The following is a 19,832-nucleotide window of genomic DNA, read 5'->3' on the forward strand; positions in this document are numbered from 1 at the left end:
TCGAAGATAAGGGGGAATGTCGCGGTGATAAGTTTAGGTTTAGGGATGTGGGGCGCATAAATACTTCCTTTGGGAAGGTACAAGTATAGATAATTATACTTGATTGAGGGTGTGTACCACCATGATAGGGGAAGACCCATATATAACCATACTTAATACTTCTCTTTTGGCTGAGGTATTCACGCGTGGCGCAGGCGTTTCAGGGGTTTATTCTTACCCGCCACTGGCATGACACCCCCGCTGGCATTCAGATTGATCTCTGGCTCGCCACCGACGGTGGTCCGGTGCTGGTTTCATTGCCACCTCAACAGGCAGTGGCCTTCATTCCCGCGCAGCAGCAGGCGCACGCTGAAGTGCTGCTGAGTACCAATACCTCAGTGGCCCGTAAGCAGCGTTCCCCCTCGCTGCACGCGTTGACGTTGCAAGATTTCCACCACCAGCCGCTGCTGGGCCTCTATTGTTCTCATTACCGCCAACTGCTGGCACTGGAAAAGCGATTACAGGAAGCGGGCATTACCGTTTATGAAGCGGACATCCGCCCCCTCGATCGTTATCTGATGGAGCGCTTTATCACCTCCCCGGTGTGGTTCAGCGGTCAGCCTGCTGGGCCGAATGCGGTGGTTCACGCTCAGATGAAGCCCTGCCCTGACTATCGCCCCAGATTAAAGCTGGTGTCGATGGATATCGAAACCAGCCGGCACGGAGAGCTTTACTGCATTGGGCTGGAAGGGTGCGGGCAGCGTCAGGTGTACATGCTGGGCCCTAAGCCCGATAATGTGCCGTCTGCCCCTGAATTTGCGCTGGAATATGTCAACAGTCGCCCGCAATTGTTGGAGAAACTCAACGCCTGGTTTGCAGAGCACGATCCCGATGTCATTATCGGTTGGAATCTGGTGCAGTTTGATCTGCGCGTGCTGCAAAAACATGCCGAGAGTTATCGCATCCCGCTGCACTTGGGCCGGGGCAATCAAGAACTGGAGTGGCGCGAGCACGGTTTCAAACAGGGGCATTTCTTCGCCAGTACGCCAGGGCGGCTGATTGTAGACGGCATTGAAGCCTTGAAATCCGCTACCTGGAATTTTCCCTCTTTTAGTCTGGAGTACGTGTCCCAGACGCTGCTGGGTGAAGGCAAACTGTCGGATAATCCTTACCAGCGCATGGATGAAATCGAGCAGCGCTTTGCGCACGATAAACCCGCCCTCGCCCGCTATAACCTTCAGGACTGTGAGCTGGTCACGCGCATTTTTGAAAAAATCGAGCTGATGCCGTTCCTGCTGGAACGCGCCACCGTCACCGGATTGGCGGCGGATCGCAGCGGCGGGTCGGTCGCCGCATTCAGTCACCTCTATCTGCCGCGCATGCATCGTCTTGGCTACGTAGCCCCTAATCTGGGCGAAGTTGCCGTGGAGGCTAGCCCCGGCGGCTTTGTCATGTATTCATCCCCTGGGCTGTACGACTCGGTGTTGGTGCTTGATTATAAAAGCCTGTATCCCTCGATCATCCGTACCTTTCTTATCGACCCGGTGGGGTTGATTTGCGGCATGCAGCAGCCGGATGACGACGCGTCAGTGCCCGGCTTTCGTGGTGCCCGTTTCTCGCGCCAGCAGCACTGCCTGCCCGCCATTGTCGAGCAAATTTGGCAGGGACGCGATGCCGCCAAGCGCGCCGGAAATAAACCGCTGTCGCAGGCTCTGAAAATCATCATGAACGCTTTCTATGGCGTGTTGGGTGCCAGCGGCTGCCGTTTCTTCGATCCGCGGCAGGCCTCCTAAATCACCCTGCGCGGTGACGAGATTATGCAGCAAACCCGCGCCTTGATTGAGTCGCAGGGCTATCAGGTGATTTACGGTGATACCGACTCCACCTTCGTCTGGCTGAAACGCGCGCATGATAATGATGAAGCCATTGAGATAGGCCGTAAGCTGGCCCAGTTGGTCAATCACTGGTGGCAAAATCACCTGCAACAAACGTTAGGGCTGACCAGCGCGCTCGAATTGCAATTTGAAACCCACTACTGCCGCTTTTTGATGCCCACCATTCGGGGTGCGGAACAGGGCAGCAAGAAGCGCTATACGGGAATGGCGCAGACGCCTGACGGGGAAAAAATCGTTTACAAAGGGCTGGAAACGGTACGCACCGATTGGACGCCGCTGGCGCAGCAGTTTCAACAGCAGCTTTATGCGCGTATCTTCCGCCAGCAGCCGTATCAAGCCTGGCTGCGAGAATATGTCGAAAAAACCCTGAACGGCGAGTTTGACGATCTGCTTGTCTACCGTAAACGGCTGCGTCGGCCACTGAGTGATTACCAGAAAAACGTACCACCGCACGTGCGTGCCGCCCGACTCTCTGACGACTACAACCGCCAGATAGGTCGCCCGCTTCAATACCAGAATGGCGGTTGGATCAGCTATGTGATGACGCTCAACGGCCCGGAGCCTTTGGAAACCCGGCATTCTACGCTGGACTATACTCACTACGTCGAGCGCCAACTGCAACCGGTGGCTGATGCTATTCTGCCGTTTTTACAGGATGATTTTTCCAGCCTGATTAACGGCCAGATGGGATTATTTTAAGCGTTGAATGGATGACGAATGCCGCGCCTTCCATTACCATACCCCTCTTTTAATGCCTGGCTGAAAACGGGTATGCAGTACCACCACTAATCATTCATCTCCAAAGGGATTAACGACAGGCTTTGCGCTGTCCGACATACCCGACAATGACAAATATCGAGCTACGAATTTATGCTTTTTACACTTGGTCAACGCTGGATCAGCGATACGGAAAGCGAGCTGGGACTGGGCACGGTTGTTGCTCTGGATGTACGCATGGTCACACTGCTTTTTCCCGCAAGCGGAGAAAATCGCCTCTATTCGAGAAGCGATGCTCCGATCACCCGTGTCATGTTTAATTCTGGCGATACCGTCAGCAGCCACGAAGGCTGGCAGCTCAGCGTCACTGAAACCCGCGACGAAAACGGGCTGATCGTTTATATCGGTGAACGCCTTGATGACGGTACACCGGCAGAGCTGCGCGAAGTGATGCTGGACAGCAAGTTGACCTTTAATAAGCCGCAAGACCGCCTGTTTGCCGGGCAGATCGATCGTATGGATCGCTTTGCCCTGCGCTATCGCACGCGTTTGCACCAGCAGGCTCAAGCCTTGCAGCCTTGGGGTGGCCTGCGCGGCATGCGCGCCAGCCTGATCCCCCACCAGTTGCACATTGCGCGCGAAGTGGGTCAGCGCCACGCGCCGCGCGTGCTGCTGGCTGATGAAGTGGGTCTGGGCAAGACCATTGAAGCCGGGATGGTTATCCACCAGCAACTGCTGGCCGGGCGCGCTGAACGCGTGCTGATTGTGGTGCCGGAAACCCTGCAACATCAGTGGCTGGTGGAGATGCTGCGCCGCTTTAACCTGCTGTTTTCCCTGTTTGATGATGAGCGCTATGCCGAGGCCCGATTCGACAGCAGTAACCCGTTTGAGACCGAGCAATTAATCATCTGCTCCCTTGGTTTTGTTCAGAAAAATGCGGCGCGCTTTGAGCAACTGCTCGCGGCCCACTGGGATCTACTGGTGGTCGATGAAGCACACCATCTCGCCTGGAGCGAAGCCTCCCCTAGCCCTGAATATCAGGCGATTGAGCAGTTGGCACAACGCATTCCTGCCGTGCTGCTGCTGACTGCAACCCCTGAGCAACTCGGCCAGGAGAGCCACTTTGCTCGCTTGCGACTGTTAGATCCAAATCGTTTCCACGACTACCGTGAATTCGTTAAAGAACAGCAGCAGTATCGTCCGGTGGCGGATGCCGTTGCGCTCCTGCTTGCCGATGAAAACCTCAGCAAAGATGAGATGAACCTGCTCACCGAATTGTTGAGCGATCAAGACTGCGAACCGCTGCTCAAGGCTGTCAATAGCGACACTGCCGATCGCCAAGCTGCACGGCAGGAACTGATTGCCATGCTGATGGACAGACACGGCACCAGCCGCGTGCTGTTCCGCAATACGCGCCAAGGCGTAAAAGGCTTCCCGCAGCGTGTGTTGCACCAGATCAAGTTACCGCTGCCCGCGCAATACCAGACGGCCATTAAAGTCTCCGGCATCATGAACGGCGGTAAAACGCCGGAAGCGCGTGCGCGCGACATGCTGTACCCGGAGCAGATTTATCAAATGCTGGAAGGGGACGATGCTACCTGGTGGAACTTTGATCCGCGCGTTGAGTGGCTGCTCAGTTACCTGACCGCCAATCGCGACAAAAAGATATTGGTGATTTGCGCCAAAGCCGCTACTGCTTTGCAGTTTGAGCAGGTATTGCGCACGCGTGAAGCGATTCGCGCTGCCGTATTCCACGAAGGGTTGTCTATCCTTGAGCGCGATCGCGCGGCAGCCTATTTTGCTTCGGAAGAAGATGGTGCGCAGGTACTGATCTGCTCGGAGATCGGTTCCGAAGGGCGTAACTTCCAGTTCGCCAGCCACCTGATCATGTTCGATCTGCCGTTTAATCCGGATCTGCTGGAGCAGCGTATCGGACGTCTGGATCGTATCGGGCAAACGCAAGAAATTCAGATGCTGGTGCCCTATCTGGAAAACACCGCACAGGCGCTATTGGTACGCTGGTATCACGAAGGGCTTGATGCCTTCGAACATACCAGCCCAACGGGCCGTATCATTTATAATGCCCATTACAGCACGCTGATTGAGCGCCTGAGCGTTTCTACAGAGAGTGACGGGCTGGATGAATTTATTCGTACCTGCCGTCAACAGCACGATGCACTGAAAGCGCAGCTCGAACTCGGCCGCGATCGCCTGCTGGAAATGCACTCCAACGGCGGTGAAGCCGCGCAGATGCTAGCTCAATCCATCGCGGAGCAGGACAACGACGTCAACCTGGTCACTTTCGCTCTGAATCTGTTCGATATTGTCGGGGTAAATCAGGAAGATCGCAGCGATAATCTGATTATTCTCACACCTTCCGATCATATGCTGATGCCGGATTTTCCCGGCTTGCCGCAGGATGGCTGCACCATCACCTTCGAACGCGAGCAGGCGCTGTCGCGGGAAGATGCACAGTTTGTCAGTTGGGAACATCCCCTGATCCGCAACGGCATGGATCTGATTTTGTCCGGAGATACCGGTAGCTGTGCCGTATCACTGCTGAAAAACAAAGCGCTGCCCGTGGGGACGCTGCTGGCTGAGTTGGTCTACGTGGTGGAAGCACAGGCACCGAAGCAGTTGCAGTTGACACGCTTCCTGCCGCCTACACCGTTGCGTTTACTGATGGATCGCACCGGTAAAAATCTGGCTCCGCAGGTAGAGTTTGAAAGCTTCAACCGCCAGCTCAACGCGGTAAACCGCCATACGTCCAGCAAGTTGGTGAATGCGGTACAAGCCGACGTTCACAGTATGTTGCAGCAGGCCGAACCCTTGGTGGCTGCTCAGGCGCAGCTGTTGATTCTCGATGCGCAACAGCAGGCCGATCTGCAACTGCGCCGCGAACGGGAACGGTTGGAAGCCCTGAAGGCAGTTAACCCGAACATCCGTGACGATGAACTGCTAGCGCTGGAAACACAGCGGGAACAGGTCTTGCTCAACCTACATCAGGCTAACTGGCGGTTGGATGCCATTCGTTTGGTGGTGGTCTCTCAGCAGTAGTCAATAATGCCGGCGGCAACGGCCTCTCCGTTGCCGCCGCAGGAGCCATCATGGAACCCTATAACCCGCCCATCGATCCGTGGCTGCAGGTGTTGTATCAGGATCAACATATTATGGTGGTCAACAAGCCCAGCGGCTTGCTCTCCGTTCCCGGCAGAGCGCCTGAGCATCATGACAGCACGATGAGCCGCATTCAGCGCGATTTTCCTCACGCAGAATCCGTACATCGCCTCGATATGGCCACCAGCGGTGTGATTGCCGTCGCGTTGACCAAAGCGGCCGAGAGAGAATTGAAACGCCAATTTCTCGAACGCGAGCCCAAAAAATCCTATATCGCACGGGTATGGGGGTGGCTGGAGCACGATGAAGGATTGATCGATCTGCCACTGATTTGCGACTGGCCCAATCGCCCAAAACAGAAGGCCTGTTTTGAACAGGGAAAACCGGCGCAAACCCAGTATCAGGTACTGGCGCGCGAGGCCGATGGCGCCACGCGCGTGAAGCTGATGCCAATTACCGGGCGCTCACAGCAATTGCGCGTACACCTGCTCGCACTCGGACACCCGATCCTCGGTGATGGTTTTTACGCTCACCCTGAAGCCAAAGCCTTGGCACCGCGTCTGCTGCTGCACGCACAGGAACTGGCTATCACGCACCCCGCATTTGGTACACAGATGCACTTTCGCTGTGAGCCTGATTTCTGATTTTGAAGGTAATCGTCAAGAAAAATGCGGGAAAACTGGAGAGGGGTTACTTGGCGGCGTGACTGCTTTTCAAAAACTCATAGGCGGCCTGAATGTCTTGCGCCTTGCGTTTTGCCATGTCCATCATGCGCGGAGAAAGCCCCTTACCCGCCAGTTTATCAGGATGGTGCTCGTTCATTAGTTTACGATAAGCGCGTTTTACCGTCGCCGCATCATCGCTGGTGCGCACGCCCAGCGTGCGGCAAGCACTCTCAAGCGTTGGCCCCCACGTATAAGGCGACTGCTGACGCTGCCCGCCCTGCGATTGGCCGCCATAAGACTGACCACCATAAGATTGATTGCGACGCTGGTATGATTTGCCATTCTGCTTTGATTGGTGTTGCTTCGATTGGCCCTGTTGCTGAAACTGGCGCTGCTGCCCTTCCATATTACGCATGAAAAATTCGAACTGTTCACGCGTCACGCCCAGCTCATCCGCAAACACGTACAATAACCGCCGTTCGTTCGGATGCAGCGCACCGTCGTTAAACGCGACCTGAAGCTGGATATCGAGAAACATTCTGATCATATCGAAGCGGCCCAGGCAGGCATCGCGCAGCTTACGCAATTTGGTGCGTACCGAGAACGCATTGGATTTCCCTTCACGAAAGGCCTGCTGCGCTGCCAGACGCGCCTCACCGAACAGCTCCAGCCGGTCCATCATCAAGGTGGCCGCCTGAATATCCGCTTCAGTGACGCGCCCTTTAGATTTGGTCAGGTGCCCCATGGCCTGAAACGTGGTGAGAAAAAACAGCGACTGTCGGGTAGACTGTGCGGAGAAATAATCACGGCGACGCGCAGCCCTGGCTCTATCAACCATATGGCCCATCAGCACGCCCGTAATCACACCCCCACACGCCGCCGCCGGACATAATACCCAGTATCAAGCCCAGCAAATTGCCCCAATAGCGCATATACTTCCTCAAATCCTCATGCCGTCGGCCAAAAATTGCTTTATCATACCCGTCATTTAGCGTTGCACTTAACGGCAGAGCAGAGAAACAGTGGGGAATTTACACTGGCGCAACGTAAGCCAGTGATATAGTCTCTGACCGTTTGCCGGCATAATGCCCTTGATGACGGAACACCGATACCGCGTATGAAAAAATGTTTTCCAACTCTGCTGGCCACCTTGATTGGGTCGGCGCTCTACAGCCAACACGCGTTGGCCGATCTTGCCGCCCAGTGCCGGCTTGGCGTTCCTACGTTTACACGGCCGCTGGTCACTGGCGAGACCAATACGCTTCCTGTACATATTCAGGCGGACAAAAGTGAAGCCAACTATCCGGATAACGCCCGTTTCCTGGGTAACGTCAACGTTGAGCAAGGCAACAGTCGCTTGCAGGCCGATCAGGTGGAGCTGCGCCAGAGCGGCACTGACGCCGCCGGCGCCCCGGTGCGCACCATCACCGCCACTGGCAATGTCAATTATGATGACAACCTGGTCATCCTGAAAGGCCCCAAAGCCTGGTCTAACCTGAATACGCGAGATACCGACGTGTTTCAGGGCGACTACCAAATGGTTGACCGTCAGGGCCGTGGCGATGCCGATAAAATGCAAATGCGCGGTGACAATCGCTACACCATTCTGGAAAACGGTTCCTTCACTACTTGCCTGCCGGGAGATGATAGCTGGAGTGTCGTCGGTTCGGAAGTGATCCATGACAGGGATGAGCAAGTTGCTGAAATTTGGAATGCGCGCGTCAAAATTGGCGACGTCCCGGTCTTCTATAGCCCTTACCTGCAACTGCCCGTGGGTGACAAACGCCGCTCCGGCTTTTTGATTCCCAACGCCCGCTACAGCGGCAGCAGCGGCTTTGAACTGATCACGCCCTACTACTGGAATATCGCACCCAACATGGATGCGACCATTACGCCGCACGTCCTGACCAAGCGCGGCGTACAGTTGCAAAACGAGTTCCGTTATCTTGCCGTGCCGGGCACCGGTACGGTGCAGTTGGACTGGCTGCCGAATGACAGAGCCTATCGTCGTGACAATGAAGACGACAAAGATACGCGCTGGCTTCTTCACTGGCAGCACGACGGTATCATGGATCAGGTGTGGCGCTTTAACAGCGATTACACCAAGGTCAGCGATATCAACTATTTCAAAGATCTCGATTCTTCTTACGGCTCCACGACCAGCGGCTACGTGAACCAAAAATTCAGAGTCGGCTATGCTAACCAGGATTGGGACGCTACGTTATCCAATAAACAGTTCCAATTGCTGGCGGCTAACACCAACAATGATGTTTACCGCGCCGAGCCCCAACTCGACCTCAACTACTACCGAGAGGATATCGGCCCGTTCGATATGCATCTTTATGGGCAGGCGGTAAAATTTACCAACATGAACAACAACCGCCCCGAAGCGACGCGTTTTCATGCTGAGCCAACGGTCAGTCTGCCATTGACCAACCGGTGGGGTAGCTTGAACACCGAAGCGAAGCTGATGGCAACCCATTATCAACAAACCAATCTGGAACGCTTCCGTGCCGATTCCAATGCGCAAATCAGCAACATCAAGCGCGATGCGCTGAAGGATTCGGTCAATCGCGTTTTGCCGCAGTACAAAGTTGACGGCAAACTGGTGTTTGAACGCGAAATGGATTGGTCCAACGCCTTTACCCAAACGCTGGAACCGAGCGTACAGTACCTGTATGAGCCTTACCGCGATCAAAGCAGCATTTACACCTATGACTCTACGCTGCTGCAAAACGACTACACCGGCCTGTTCCGTGACCGCAGTTACAGCGGGCTGGATCGCATCGCGTCGGCCAATCAGGTTGCGACCGGTTTGACCACCCGCGTTTATGATCAAAATCTGGTGGAAAGTTTTAATGCTTCCGTCGGTCAAATCTATTACTTCGATCGCCCCAGAACCGGGGATAGCACCACGGTAATGGATAAAAACGACGATAACGGCAGTCTGGTATGGGCCGGTGACAGCTATTGGAAGATTAACGATCTGTGGGGCATGCGCGGCGGTTTGCAATATGACACGCGCCTCGAGAGCATTTCGCAGGGCAACGCGGTGCTGGAATATCGCCAGGATAGCGAGAAACTGGTGCATCTGAACTACCGCTATGCCAGCAGGGAATATATTCAAAACTCCGTACAGAATCTGTTGGCAAGTCGGGCGTATCAGCAGGGCATTTCGCAAGTGGGACTCACCGCAGCCTGGCCGATTGCCGACCGTTGGTCCGTGGTTGGTGCGTATTACTACGACACCAAAGCGAATCAAACCGCCAACCAGCGTATCGGCTTTCAATACAACACCTGCTGCTGGGCCGTCAATATGGGCTACGAGCGGAAAATTACCGACTGGAATACCAATCGGCAGTCCAGTGAGTATGACAACAAGTTCTCGATCAACATCGAGCTGCGGGGTTTAAGCAGCAATGAAACGCTGGGTGCGCAAAAAATGCTACGCTCAGGTATTCTGCCTTATCAGCGCGCATTCTGATGCGGTCATGCATGCGTGGAATGAACGGTAACACATCAACTTTTAATCCGCCTTGCGGGTGAAACTAACGGGAAAGGTATGAAGAACTGGAAAACGCTTATCCTCGGGCTGGCCCTCAGCGCCAATGCAGCTTTTGCTGCGCCACAAGTTGTTGATAAAGTCGCCACCGTCGTGGACAACAGCGTCGTGCTTGAAAGTGATGTCAGCACGCTTTTACAGTCCGTGAAGATGAATGCGCAGCAAGCGGGACAACAGTTACCGGATGAGAATACGTTGCGCCACCAGATCCTCGATCGTCTGATTATGGATAACATCATTTTGCAAATGGCAAAAAAAATGAATATCCAAATTAGTGATGCGCAGTTGGATCATGCCATCAACAACATTGCGGCACAAAACCGCATGACGCTCGACCAGCTAAAAAGTCAGTTGGCTTATGAGAATCTGACCTACAGCGCCTATCGCAACCATATTCGTAAAGAGATGACCATTGCCGAAGTCCGTAATAACGAAGTGCGTCGCCGCATCACAGTCCTGCCGCAGGAAGTTGACGCGCTGGCGAAACAGATCGCTAACCAGACCGGTGAAGACGCTGAACTGAACCTGAGCCACATTCTGATCCCTATGGGAGAAAACCCGTCACAACAGCAGGTGGACGATGCAGAAAACCTGGCTAATTCATTGGTACAACAGCTGAAAGGTGGAGCCGACTTCGCCAAGCTGGCGATCGCACACTCGGCGGATTCGCAGGCGTTGAAAGGCGGCGAAATGGGCTGGGGCAAACTTCAGGAGATCCCCTCCCTGTTCGCTGAACGCCTGACGCAAGCCCAAAAAGGCCAGGTGGTCTGCCCGATTCGTTCCGGCGTGGGTTTCCATATTTTGCGCGTTAACGATATTCGTAGCGGCGATAAATCCGTTTCCGTTACCGAAGTGCATGCACGCCACATCCTGTTGAAACCGTCTGTCGTGATGAACGACAGTCAGGCACAGGCAAAACTGGAGGAAGTGGCACAGCAGATCAAACAGGGAACGACTGATTTTGCGGCTCAGGCAAAACAGCTTTCACAAGATCCCGGCTCAGCCAATCAGGGCGGCGATCTGGGATGGGCAACGCCAGATATGTACGATCCGTCATTCCGCGATGCGCTAATGAAACTGCGTAAAGGGGAAATCAGCGCCCCGGTCCACTCCTCCTTCGGCTGGCACTTGATTCAACTGTTAGATACGCGTCAGGTCGACAAAACCGACGCAGCGCAGAAAGATCGTGCTTACCGCATGCTGTTTAACCGTAAATTCTCTGAAGAGGCGCAAACCTGGATGCAGGAACAACGTGCAGGCGCTTACGTGAAGATCGTCAACGGCAGCGACAGCAGCTCAGCACAATGACCACAACCACGTCTCGTATCGTCATCACGCCCGGCGAACCCGCCGGGATTGGTCCGGACCTCATCATTCAACTGGCCCAGCGTGACTGGCCGGTAGAACTGGTGGTGTGCGCCGACCCGGCGTTGCTGCGCAGTCGAGCAACGCTGCTAGGCCTGTCACTAACGCAGCGAGACTACCAACCCGGTACTCCTGCAAGCGCGCAACGTGCAGGTTCCCTGACGATATTACCGGTTGCATTATCCGCAGAGTCTTCCCCCGGCGAGCTTAATGTCGATAACGGCCTGTACGTAGTAAACACGCTGGCTCGCGCCTGTGATGGTTGCCTGAGTGGAGAATTTGCCGCGCTCGTGACCGGACCTGTGCATAAAGGCATCATCAACGATGCCGGTGTGCCTTTTAGCGGACACACCGAGTTTTTCGCCGATCGCAGTGGCTGCGAAAAAGTGGTTATGATGCTGGCGACCGAGGAACTGCGCGTCGCGCTCGCGACCACGCACCTGCCGCTTGCCGATGTTTCCCGTGCCATTACCCGCGACAGTTTGCATGAGGTGATTGCGATTTTGCAGCGCGATCTCCAGCAGAAGTTTGGGCTGGCCCGGCCATGCATTTACGTGTGTGGACTCAATCCCCATGCTGGCGAAGGCGGACATATGGGGCGTGAGGAGTTGGATATCATCATTCCTACGCTGGATGAACTGCGCGCGCAGGGGATGAATCTGGTGGGCCTGTTGCCCGCAGATACGCTATTCCAACCCAAATACCTGAAAGAAGCAGACGCCGTACTGGCGATTTATCACGATCAAGAGCTGCCGGTATTGAAATACCAGGGATTTGGTCGAGCGGTTAACATTACGCTAGGCTTACCCTTTATCCGAACCTCTGCCGATCACGGCACCGCGCTCTCCCTCGCGGGAACGAGTGACGCAGAACCGGGCAGCTTTATCACAGCATTGCAGCTTGCCATCAACATGACTAAACACCATAACGAAACACCGTAATGAATAATCGCGTCCATCAAGGCTACTTTGCCCGTAAGCGTTTCGGGCAGAATTTTTTAAACGATCAGTTCGTGATCGAGAGTATTGTCTCCGCCATTCATCCCCAGGCCGATCACGCTATGGTGGAGATTGGTCCCGGCCTTGGCGCATTAACGATGCCCGTTGCCGAGCACCTTACCCGGTTTACGGTTGTCGAACTGGACCGCGATCTGGCGGCTCGATTAACGGTGCATCCGCAACTCAAAGATAAGCTTACCGTTATTCAGCAAGATGCCATGACGGTGAATTTCGCCGAGTTGTCGCAACAGATTGGCCAGCCCTTACGCGTTTTTGGCAACTTACCCTACAACATATCAACGCCGTTGATGTTCCATCTGTTTAGCTATACTCACGCTATTCGCGATATGCACTTTATGTTGCAAAAAGAAGTGGTGAACCGCCTTGTCGCTGGTCCAAACAGCAAAGCCTATGGCCGGTTAAGCGTGATGGCACAATACTACTGCCAGGTAATCCCGGTGCTTGAAGTGCCACCTACAGCTTTTACGCCACCGCCCAAAGTGGATTCTGCTGTCGTACGTCTTGTTCCTCATGCCGTACAGCCTTATCCTGTTGCTGATGTCCGCGTGCTGAGCCGTATTACTACAGCCGCATTTAACCACCGCCGCAAAACATTGCGCAACAGCTTGGGTAATGTGTTCAGCGCCGAGCAGCTTATCGCATTAGAGATTGATCCCGCTGCCCGTGCGGAAAATGTCTCTGTAGAGCAATACTGCCGGCTGGCCAACTGGCTGTCTGAGCATCCGCCAACGCAAGAATAACTGGAAGTGTCGCGATGATTAATACGCCCCGTGTTTGTGTTCAGGTTCAGAGTTTTTATGTTGAAGCGCAGTCCGAGCCCGATGAGAGCCGCTTTGTCTTTGCTTACACCATCACAATCCGCAATCTGGGGCGTAATCCTGTCCAACTTATTGGGCGCTACTGGATGATCACCAACGCCAACGGGCGTCAAACGGAAGTTCAAGGCGAAGGCGTGATCGGGGAACAACCGGTGATCGAACCTGGCAGTGAATTTCAGTACACCAGCGGTACGGTGCTGGAAACACCGCTGGGTACGATGGAAGGCCATTACCACATGATCGATCATCAGGGCGATGCCTTTCAGGTTCCTATTTCTGTTTTTCGTTTAGCGATCCCCTCACTGATACATTGATGATGTCTACCTACTTAATTGGCGATGTGCACGGTTGTTTTGACGAGCTAATGGTGCTGTTGGCGCAGGTTTCTTTCAATCCGGCGCACGACAGGCTGTGGTTTACCGGCGATCTGGTGGCACGCGGTCCAGCCTCATTGGAGGTGCTGCGTTATGTGCGTTCGTTAGGCCCTGCCGCACAGATGGTGCTGGGCAACCACGATCTTCATTTGTTGGCGGTTTATGCGGGTATCAGCAGAAACAAGCCAAAAGATCGTCTCAACGATCTGCTGAACGCACGGGATGTCGATACCCTGATCAACTGGCTGCGCCGCCAACCGGTGATGCTGGTCGACGACGATCTTAAACTGGTGATTGCCCATGCTGGTGTAACGCCGCAGTGGGATTTGGAGACCGCGCAACTGTGTGCACGTGAAGTGGAAGCCATACTCAGCAGTGACAGCTATCCGCTGTTTTTGGACGCGATGTACGGTGATATGCCCAATCATTGGAGCCCTGAGCTGAGTGGTTTACCGCGTCTGCGCTTTAGCACCAACGTATTTACCCGCATGCGTTACTGCTTCTCCGGCGGACAGCTAGACATGATATGCAAAGAGGCTCCTTCACAGGCACCTTCGCTGCTCAAGCCGTGGTTTTACTTGCCCAGTCCTGTCGTAGAAGGGAATGCAGAAACGCCAGGCTATGCCATCGCATTCGGCCACTGGGCCTCTCTGGAAGGAAAAGGAACGCCAGATAACATTTATGCGTTGGACACGGGATGCTGCTGGGGAGGCGAACTGACGATGTTGCGCTGGGAGGATAAGCAGGTCTTTACTCAGCCGTCATTGGCGCAAGGCATGGCAGCCGTCGGCGCAGAAGAAGTAAAACACGCGCGGCCTGATTGCGCCGCGCGTATGTCTATCCGGTTAACGCCGTTCGAGAATCTCAAAGCAATAGCTGTGCGAATTCTTTTCATCCGCATCATGAAACTCGCTGAACACCGATGACCACGCACCCGGTTCGTACTCCGGGAAATGGGTATCCCCCTCCACTTCGGCGTCAATGTGCGTCAGATACAGACGCGAAGCTTGGGGCAGCATCTGCTGATAAATACTGCCGCCACCGATGACCATCACCTCTTCAGCGCCTGAAGCGGCCTCCAGCGCCGCTTCTAAGGTCGACACCCAGGTTACACGCTCATCGTCGCCAGCGCGGCTGCTGATAACAATATTTTTTCTCCCCGGCAATGGCTGGCCGATAGAGCGAAACGTGTTACGCCCCATAATAATGGGCTTATTTAACGTCTGGCGCTTAAACCACGCCAGATCCGCCGGCAAATGCCACGGCATGAAGTTTTCCATGCCGATAACACGATCCACCGCCAGTGCTGCAATCAAACTAATCACCATGGTAAAGCCCTATAGCTCAAAAATTGCAAACACTATACGGAAAGGTGATGGATACGTCGATACGGCGATTTTCTGATGGACAAAATAAGCAAAATCTTAATGCCGCTACACGCCGGGACGTTTGCGATACAACCAAATTCCTGTCAGAGACAACCCTATCGACAGCGCATCGACAATAAAAGAGGCCTTGAGGAAATGCGTGATCAGCACGCGCATCAACGCTTCGCTGTATCCCTGATGGGAAAGCTCCACCAGCGAGATCATCGCCGTATACGCTGAAATACCAGGGAACATCGGAATCACCGCCGCAACGGTAAACACTTTCGGGTGCGCCAACAGCCAGCGCGACCAGCGAATTCCGATCACACCGATCAATATGGTCGCCAAAAACGAGCCTCATTCGATGGGCATGCCCATCTGTACGCACAGAAAACGCACGCCGTGCCCCACGCCCCCCAGCAGTGCACAATAAGGCAACGCCTTGACCGGTACATTGAATACCCAGCGCAGGCACTGCCGCCAGCAAGATATCCTGCAAGAGCCCCCACAGCAGCGTTAAGCCCATGTGCGTAACCCCCATATTGCCATTGCAGCCACGACGCCAATACAGGTTGCCAGCGTCAGCAGGCTGGCAACCGCCCAACGCGCCAGCCCGGTATTCACATGCCCTTTAAAACATATCCGCTACCGCGTTAATCAACGGAAAACCGGGCACCAGCAGCAGCACGCTGGCCGCCATTGCCACCGTCGAGGTTTGATGAAATGTGGGAACGCGCAGCAACAGCCGGGATACCGACGTGGCGACAAAGGCGGTAATACAGAAGTTGATCAGGGGATTGAGATGGCGCGAGGTCAATACCTGACGCACATACATTGCTACACCGCTGGCAAGCATGGTGACCATAAAGGCATCCCAACCGCCACCATTGAGCTTACTGAAGCAGCCGCACGAGAGCGCAACAATGGTCACCACCAGCCAGCGCGGACAGCGCAGCGGCTTGATGCCCGTCAGGCGCTTTTCAACGCCAGCCACATCCAGCAGTTTGTGCTCAGCCATGATTACGGCATGCTGCACTTCGGTCACCACATGCATATTGATGCCGCGATCGACGTTCTTGCGCGTCGAGGTTAGGCAGTGTCCATTCATGATGGTGGTAAGGACGATGGCGTTGGCAGAAATGGAGCTTTCTACGCTATCCACCCCGAGCGCCAGCCCGAGGCGCGAAGAGAGTTGCTCAACTACCGTGCTCTCCGCACCGTGCTGCAACAGCATCAGTGCGCATTGGATACACAGCCGGGTGGATTTCCCGCTGCTGTGGTGTTTCGCTGACCATACGAAGACCCTGACTGATAAAATTAAGACACGCAAATAATTCGAAATGATGACGGATATAACCATAAATAAAGCAAGGAGACTTGTTAACACAACGCGCTCTGATTGCCAATATTGCTGACAAGAATAAAATCTTATGAGTGCATCCCGCTCGTTACCGCGTTAAGATCGGTCACACACTCTTTTTCCGCTTCGTCACCCATTTGGACGCTGTTGATGCTTGAAACCTCACTGTTTGTCGCCACCATCGCGACGCTAGGTATGCTCTCGCCCGGCCCCGACTTCTTTCTGGTGATTAAAAACGCCGCCCGCTATGCGCGTCTGCCTGCCATGATGACCGCCTTGGGCGTCATCACCGGTGTCGCAACGCATATGGCCTATTGCGTCGCCGGGTTAGCTGTGGTGATCACCACCACACTGTGGCTGTTTAACATTTTAAAATATGCCGGTGCGCTTTACTTGATAGTGATCGGTATTCAGGCATTACTTTCTCGGGGCGGCAGCAAGCTGAATGTTGCTTCGCTACCGCGCCAGGAAGTCAGCTTGAAAAAGGCCTTCCTGCAAGGTTACCTGTGCAACCTGCTTAACCCGAAAGCCACGCTGTTCTTTCTTGCCATGTTCACTCAGGTACTGAGCACCCACTCCAGCGTGGGAGAAAAACTGTGGTATGCCTTTATTATCTGGGGACTGGCTGCGGTATGGTGGCCCCTGCTAGTGCTGCTGTTCCAAAGCGGCCCAGTAAGTCGTGCATTGGAAAAAGCGCAAAAGCTAGTGGATAAGCTGCTGGGTACAGTGTTGATTGCACTCGGCATCAAGGTCGCATTGGGGTAACACATTCCCTCATCGATCGGACAGTAAAAAACCAGCGCGTAAGCACTGGTTTTTTAATATAACCGCTTACGGCCTTTATCCCACACTTATTTCGCATTACGCTGAATATGCAGCCTTCTTTTCTTCGCCGCGATATCGTTCAATGCTGAAGACCAATTCTTTTCGTCATAGTTATTTATGGCTATTTTTTCATTGATATTTGAATTGAAGAATTTTTCTTTAATATTATTGATATCTATCGGGAAAAAGGACTGTGAGCTCGAATCCCATAGCACGTTTTCAGAATGAAGGTCATCATGCATAATGCCCAGCTTGTTAAGCCTCTCGATCATATCAACAAACTTTTCCTCGGCATTATTCGGTAACGAACCGGTTGGCAAGGAACTCAGCGTTTCACCAGGAATCTTATACATTCTGACATAAGAAATGCCTTCCTCATCCACCAAGTGCATGGCAGCGTCTTCTCCGTAATAGCGTCTAAAGACTTCGGCCTCATGTTTGGTGGTCTCTGCGACAGACTCTCCCTCATTTTCCAGGTAAACCTTTATAAGGTATGCATTATCATCCGCATCAATAAAAACTTCCCCATTGGTCCCCTCACCGATTGGCTTACCTACATGAAAATCAACTTTATGCCCAGGGAAATCGGGCTTCATTAAGGTAATGGTATCCATAATTTTTTATGTCCCTGGCTTTGGGGGAATTTTACCCGTTTGTTCAATTTCCAACGCAAAGGCATAGTCATTAAAGAGTCCCTTTTCCTGGAAACGATACTCAGAGAGTAATTTTTCCGCTGAAGCCTCGGTAAAACCGTCAACCTCTTTAAGTACGCTGAGCGCCATTTTTCTTTTTCTACCGCCCAGGCCTACCGCCATAATATTCTTCAACCTTTCGGCGATATTTTCTTTGTAGAACATATTATTCTTCAGTCGAAGAATCATCTTAGGATCATGCACTGTTTTAATCAGCAGAAAACGGTTGTTGCCCACCTTTTTCACACGAATAAACTGGTTGTTGATATTCAAATAACTCTTGTTATTTTCATCCCATCGCAACCCATTCTTATCCGGAGAAGAGAGATGCGTTACATCAATATTATGAGTAAACATATCTGAGGTAATCTACTTTTCAAGCGAACTTGACACATGAATAGAGGTTAAACGCTCAAATACCCAGCGCCTACCGTCCCAGGATACCAAATGATGTTCTTTATCAGGATAATTACTATTATATACCTCATAATGAACGCCTCGCCCGGGAGAAACGATTTCTCTCACCGGCACAATTTCCCCGTTCATTTCAATATATCGTCCCCAGGTATAATGTGAGGTATCGTCAATTTTCTCTGCGCGATAAATCTTTCCCGAACCATAGTACCGTGGGTTATTATTGGTGTAGGCAATGTAGTTGAAACTGCTGTCTGCTTCAATGCGGAGAGTGTTAATGATATTTTCCTGTTCACGAGTAAAGACAGGATGCTGGTTATGCGTACGCATGTGCCAGGTTTTGGATAATGGTTCAAGGTAAACCGGAACAAACTCGTGGGAACCAGAGGCTTTTCGCAGCACGATCTCAAACTTTCTCTCTCCATTTTTATTAAGATCGTAGTATTCACCGTACAACGGTATCTGCTTTTTCCCTTCTCTCACTTCAACATTAAGATTGGCGGTGTCGAAGGTGTCAGCATATCGCCACGCGAGCGTCTCCTCATCGACAATCACCTTTCTCTGCAATAACTCAGGCCTGGAGGCATAAGGGTGATATGTCATAAATTCATTGTGATTGTCCGTCGGTTTCAGGAAGATCTCTCGGCCTTCGGTATGGATAGCAGTATTACCCGGTTGAAGTTCAAGTAAAATTTCTCTATTTATTCCGTTTTGTGGATTCCGAACATAATAAGCCGCCCTTTTCTGACCCGGAGTGGTATGCAGCAATTCAGTCGGTTTCACTTTACGGGCAACGCCACGGAATTTGAACGCGATACTATCAACATCAAGAGATGTAGCTATCTCTGCAATGATTAACCGACGAAACCGTTCAGCACAAATTTCATCACCGTGATTTTTATAGTACTCACGGCGTTTTGCATTCGCAATGAGCTTACCAATTAACGGTTTTATCCCGAGCGTCAGCAGATCCGTCACAAAATTTAATCCCTCGGCTACACCCCGGGCTTCAGGCGACGGGCCCCCCTCAGTATCATCATAAATCATCCTAAAGGGGTTCTCCGCTCTCTGGACTTGAAATAAAAGCAGTTTTTCTTCGTTCTCGCCGTTAGCATTGAGTATTTCTTCCTCAAAGGCGCAGTGTTCTTTTATATGTTCTGCGGTTCGAGGATCGTACTCAGGCATCAATGCTCGCTTTATTCGATCTGTACTCTCCACCAGTGGAGTAATAAAAAGAGGACCGGTTTTTGCCCATTTTTTCAATGACAGTTCAAAGTCATGACCTTCCTCGATGCTTAATTGCCCATCAGATACCAGATAGTGTTTAATGGCCGAAATCAGTGCATTCTTTTTTTGATCATCACAAAGGATGTGACTATTCTCATTGATGAAAATCGTGCTACTGCTATTAGCATATGATATCCCTCCATGTTCTCGTTCTGGCAGCCATAAAGACTGAGAGGAAACATGCCCGTCGTCAGCAAGAGACATAGCAGCCGGATAATTTTCAATAAAATGATTACTTTTAGTAAGCGAGGTGTCATTGTCCACAATTGACAATGGATTCTCTTTATAAGCAAAAGAGGCGGAATCAGCTCGATTTAAATAATTAAACAACAGCACGAGTTGAATGGTAGTTGCCATTGCACTTCATTAATTGATT

12 protein-coding genes and 5 pseudogenes are annotated in these 19,832 nt (G+C 52.7%); 10 read left to right on the top strand and 7 right to left on the bottom strand.

From position 1 onward, the window contains the following. Nucleotides 1-185: 185 nt before the first annotated feature. From CS369_RS16020 to rluA, 3 genes and pseudogenes are all read left to right on the top strand, one after another. Nucleotides 186-2,573: pseudogene (locus CS369_RS16020) on the top strand (DNA polymerase II). A 171-nt stretch (nucleotides 2,574-2,744) separates the two neighbouring features. Next, nucleotides 2,745-5,648, top strand: coding sequence for an RNA polymerase-associated protein RapA (gene rapA, locus CS369_RS16025; protein ID WP_196907883.1), 2,904 nt, complete (start codon nucleotides 2,745-2,747; stop codon nucleotides 5,646-5,648). A gap of 50 nt (nucleotides 5,649-5,698) precedes the next feature. Further along, a complete protein-coding gene (rluA, locus tag CS369_RS16030) occupies nucleotides 5,699-6,352 on the top strand; it encodes a bifunctional tRNA pseudouridine(32) synthase/23S rRNA pseudouridine(746) synthase RluA (RefSeq protein WP_196907884.1) in 654 nt (217 codons plus the stop codon). Between the two features lie 46 nt (nucleotides 6,353-6,398). Here rluA and djlA read toward each other — a convergent pair. After that, a pseudogene (gene djlA, locus CS369_RS16035) lies at nucleotides 6,399-7,305 on the bottom strand (co-chaperone DjlA). 185 nt (nucleotides 7,306-7,490) lie between these two features. Between djlA and lptD the strand changes: the two are divergent. The 6 genes and pseudogenes from lptD to apaH form a co-directional block, all read left to right on the top strand. After that, a complete protein-coding gene (gene lptD, locus CS369_RS16040) occupies nucleotides 7,491-9,857 on the top strand; it encodes an LPS assembly protein LptD (protein WP_196907885.1) in 2,367 nt (788 codons plus the stop codon). Nucleotides 9,858-9,935: 78 nt separating this feature from the next. Next, nucleotides 9,936-11,243, top strand: a complete 1,308-nt coding sequence (surA, locus tag CS369_RS16045; RefSeq protein ID WP_196907886.1) for a peptidylprolyl isomerase SurA — start codon at nucleotides 9,936-9,938, stop codon at nucleotides 11,241-11,243. Beyond that, on the top strand, nucleotides 11,240-12,241 hold the full coding sequence (gene pdxA, locus CS369_RS16050; protein ID WP_196907887.1) for a 4-hydroxythreonine-4-phosphate dehydrogenase PdxA: 1,002 nt from the start codon (nucleotides 11,240-11,242) through the stop codon (nucleotides 12,239-12,241). The genes surA and pdxA overlap by 4 nt, the downstream gene beginning before the upstream one ends. After that, nucleotides 12,241-13,059, top strand: a complete 819-nt coding sequence (gene rsmA / locus CS369_RS16055) for a 16S rRNA (adenine(1518)-N(6)/adenine(1519)-N(6))-dimethyltransferase RsmA (protein ID WP_196907888.1) — start codon at nucleotides 12,241-12,243, stop codon at nucleotides 13,057-13,059. The genes pdxA and rsmA overlap by 1 nt, the downstream gene beginning before the upstream one ends. Before the next feature lie 14 nt (nucleotides 13,060-13,073). After that, on the top strand, nucleotides 13,074-13,451 hold the full coding sequence (gene apaG / locus CS369_RS16060; protein WP_196907889.1) for a Co2+/Mg2+ efflux protein ApaG: 378 nt from the start codon (nucleotides 13,074-13,076) through the stop codon (nucleotides 13,449-13,451). A gap of 2 nt (nucleotides 13,452-13,453) precedes the next feature. Next, a pseudogene (apaH, locus tag CS369_RS16065) lies at nucleotides 13,454-14,302 on the top strand (bis(5'-nucleosyl)-tetraphosphatase (symmetrical) ApaH); the annotation flags it as partial. Between the two features lie 54 nt (nucleotides 14,303-14,356). Here the strand turns inward: apaH and folA are convergent. From folA to CS369_RS16080, 3 genes and pseudogenes are all read right to left on the bottom strand, one after another. After that, complete coding sequence (gene folA / locus CS369_RS16070; protein WP_196907902.1) at nucleotides 14,357-14,836, bottom strand: type 3 dihydrofolate reductase; 480 nt, start codon at nucleotides 14,834-14,836, stop codon at nucleotides 14,357-14,359. 108 nt (nucleotides 14,837-14,944) lie between these two features. Continuing rightward, nucleotides 14,945-15,404 (bottom strand): annotated as a pseudogene (locus CS369_RS16075) (threonine/serine exporter family protein). Next, nucleotides 15,395-16,173: pseudogene (locus CS369_RS16080) on the bottom strand (threonine/serine exporter family protein). Before CS369_RS16080 ends, CS369_RS16075 begins: the two co-directional pseudogenes overlap by 10 nt. A 215-nt stretch (nucleotides 16,174-16,388) precedes the next feature. On the opposite strand from CS369_RS16080, the gene CS369_RS16085 reads away from it, so the two are divergent. Then, a complete protein-coding gene (locus CS369_RS16085; RefSeq protein WP_196907890.1) occupies nucleotides 16,389-17,003 on the top strand; it encodes a LysE family translocator in 615 nt (204 codons plus the stop codon). Nucleotides 17,004-17,089: 86 nt separating this feature from the next. Here the strand turns inward: CS369_RS16085 and CS369_RS16090 are convergent, their stop codons facing one another. Genes CS369_RS16090 through CS369_RS16100 form a run of 3 tightly spaced genes read right to left on the bottom strand, consistent with a single transcriptional unit; the run spans nucleotide 17,090 to nucleotide 19,813 of the window. Continuing rightward, nucleotides 17,090-17,677 (bottom strand): serine/threonine protein kinase, encoded by a 588-nt coding sequence (locus tag CS369_RS16090; protein ID WP_196907891.1) that lies wholly within the window; start codon nucleotides 17,675-17,677, stop codon nucleotides 17,090-17,092. 6 nt (nucleotides 17,678-17,683) lie between these two features. Then, nucleotides 17,684-18,112, bottom strand: a complete 429-nt coding sequence (locus tag CS369_RS16095) for a hypothetical protein (RefSeq protein WP_196907892.1) — start codon at nucleotides 18,110-18,112, stop codon at nucleotides 17,684-17,686. A gap of 12 nt (nucleotides 18,113-18,124) precedes the next feature. Continuing rightward, a complete protein-coding gene (locus CS369_RS16100) occupies nucleotides 18,125-19,813 on the bottom strand; it encodes a hypothetical protein (protein ID WP_196907893.1) in 1,689 nt (562 codons plus the stop codon). Nucleotides 19,814-19,832: the final 19 nt, after the last annotated feature.

This window comes from Candidatus Symbiopectobacterium sp. 'North America' (assembly GCF_015762685.1).
Classification (GTDB): Bacteria; Pseudomonadota; Gammaproteobacteria; order Enterobacterales; family Enterobacteriaceae; genus Symbiopectobacterium.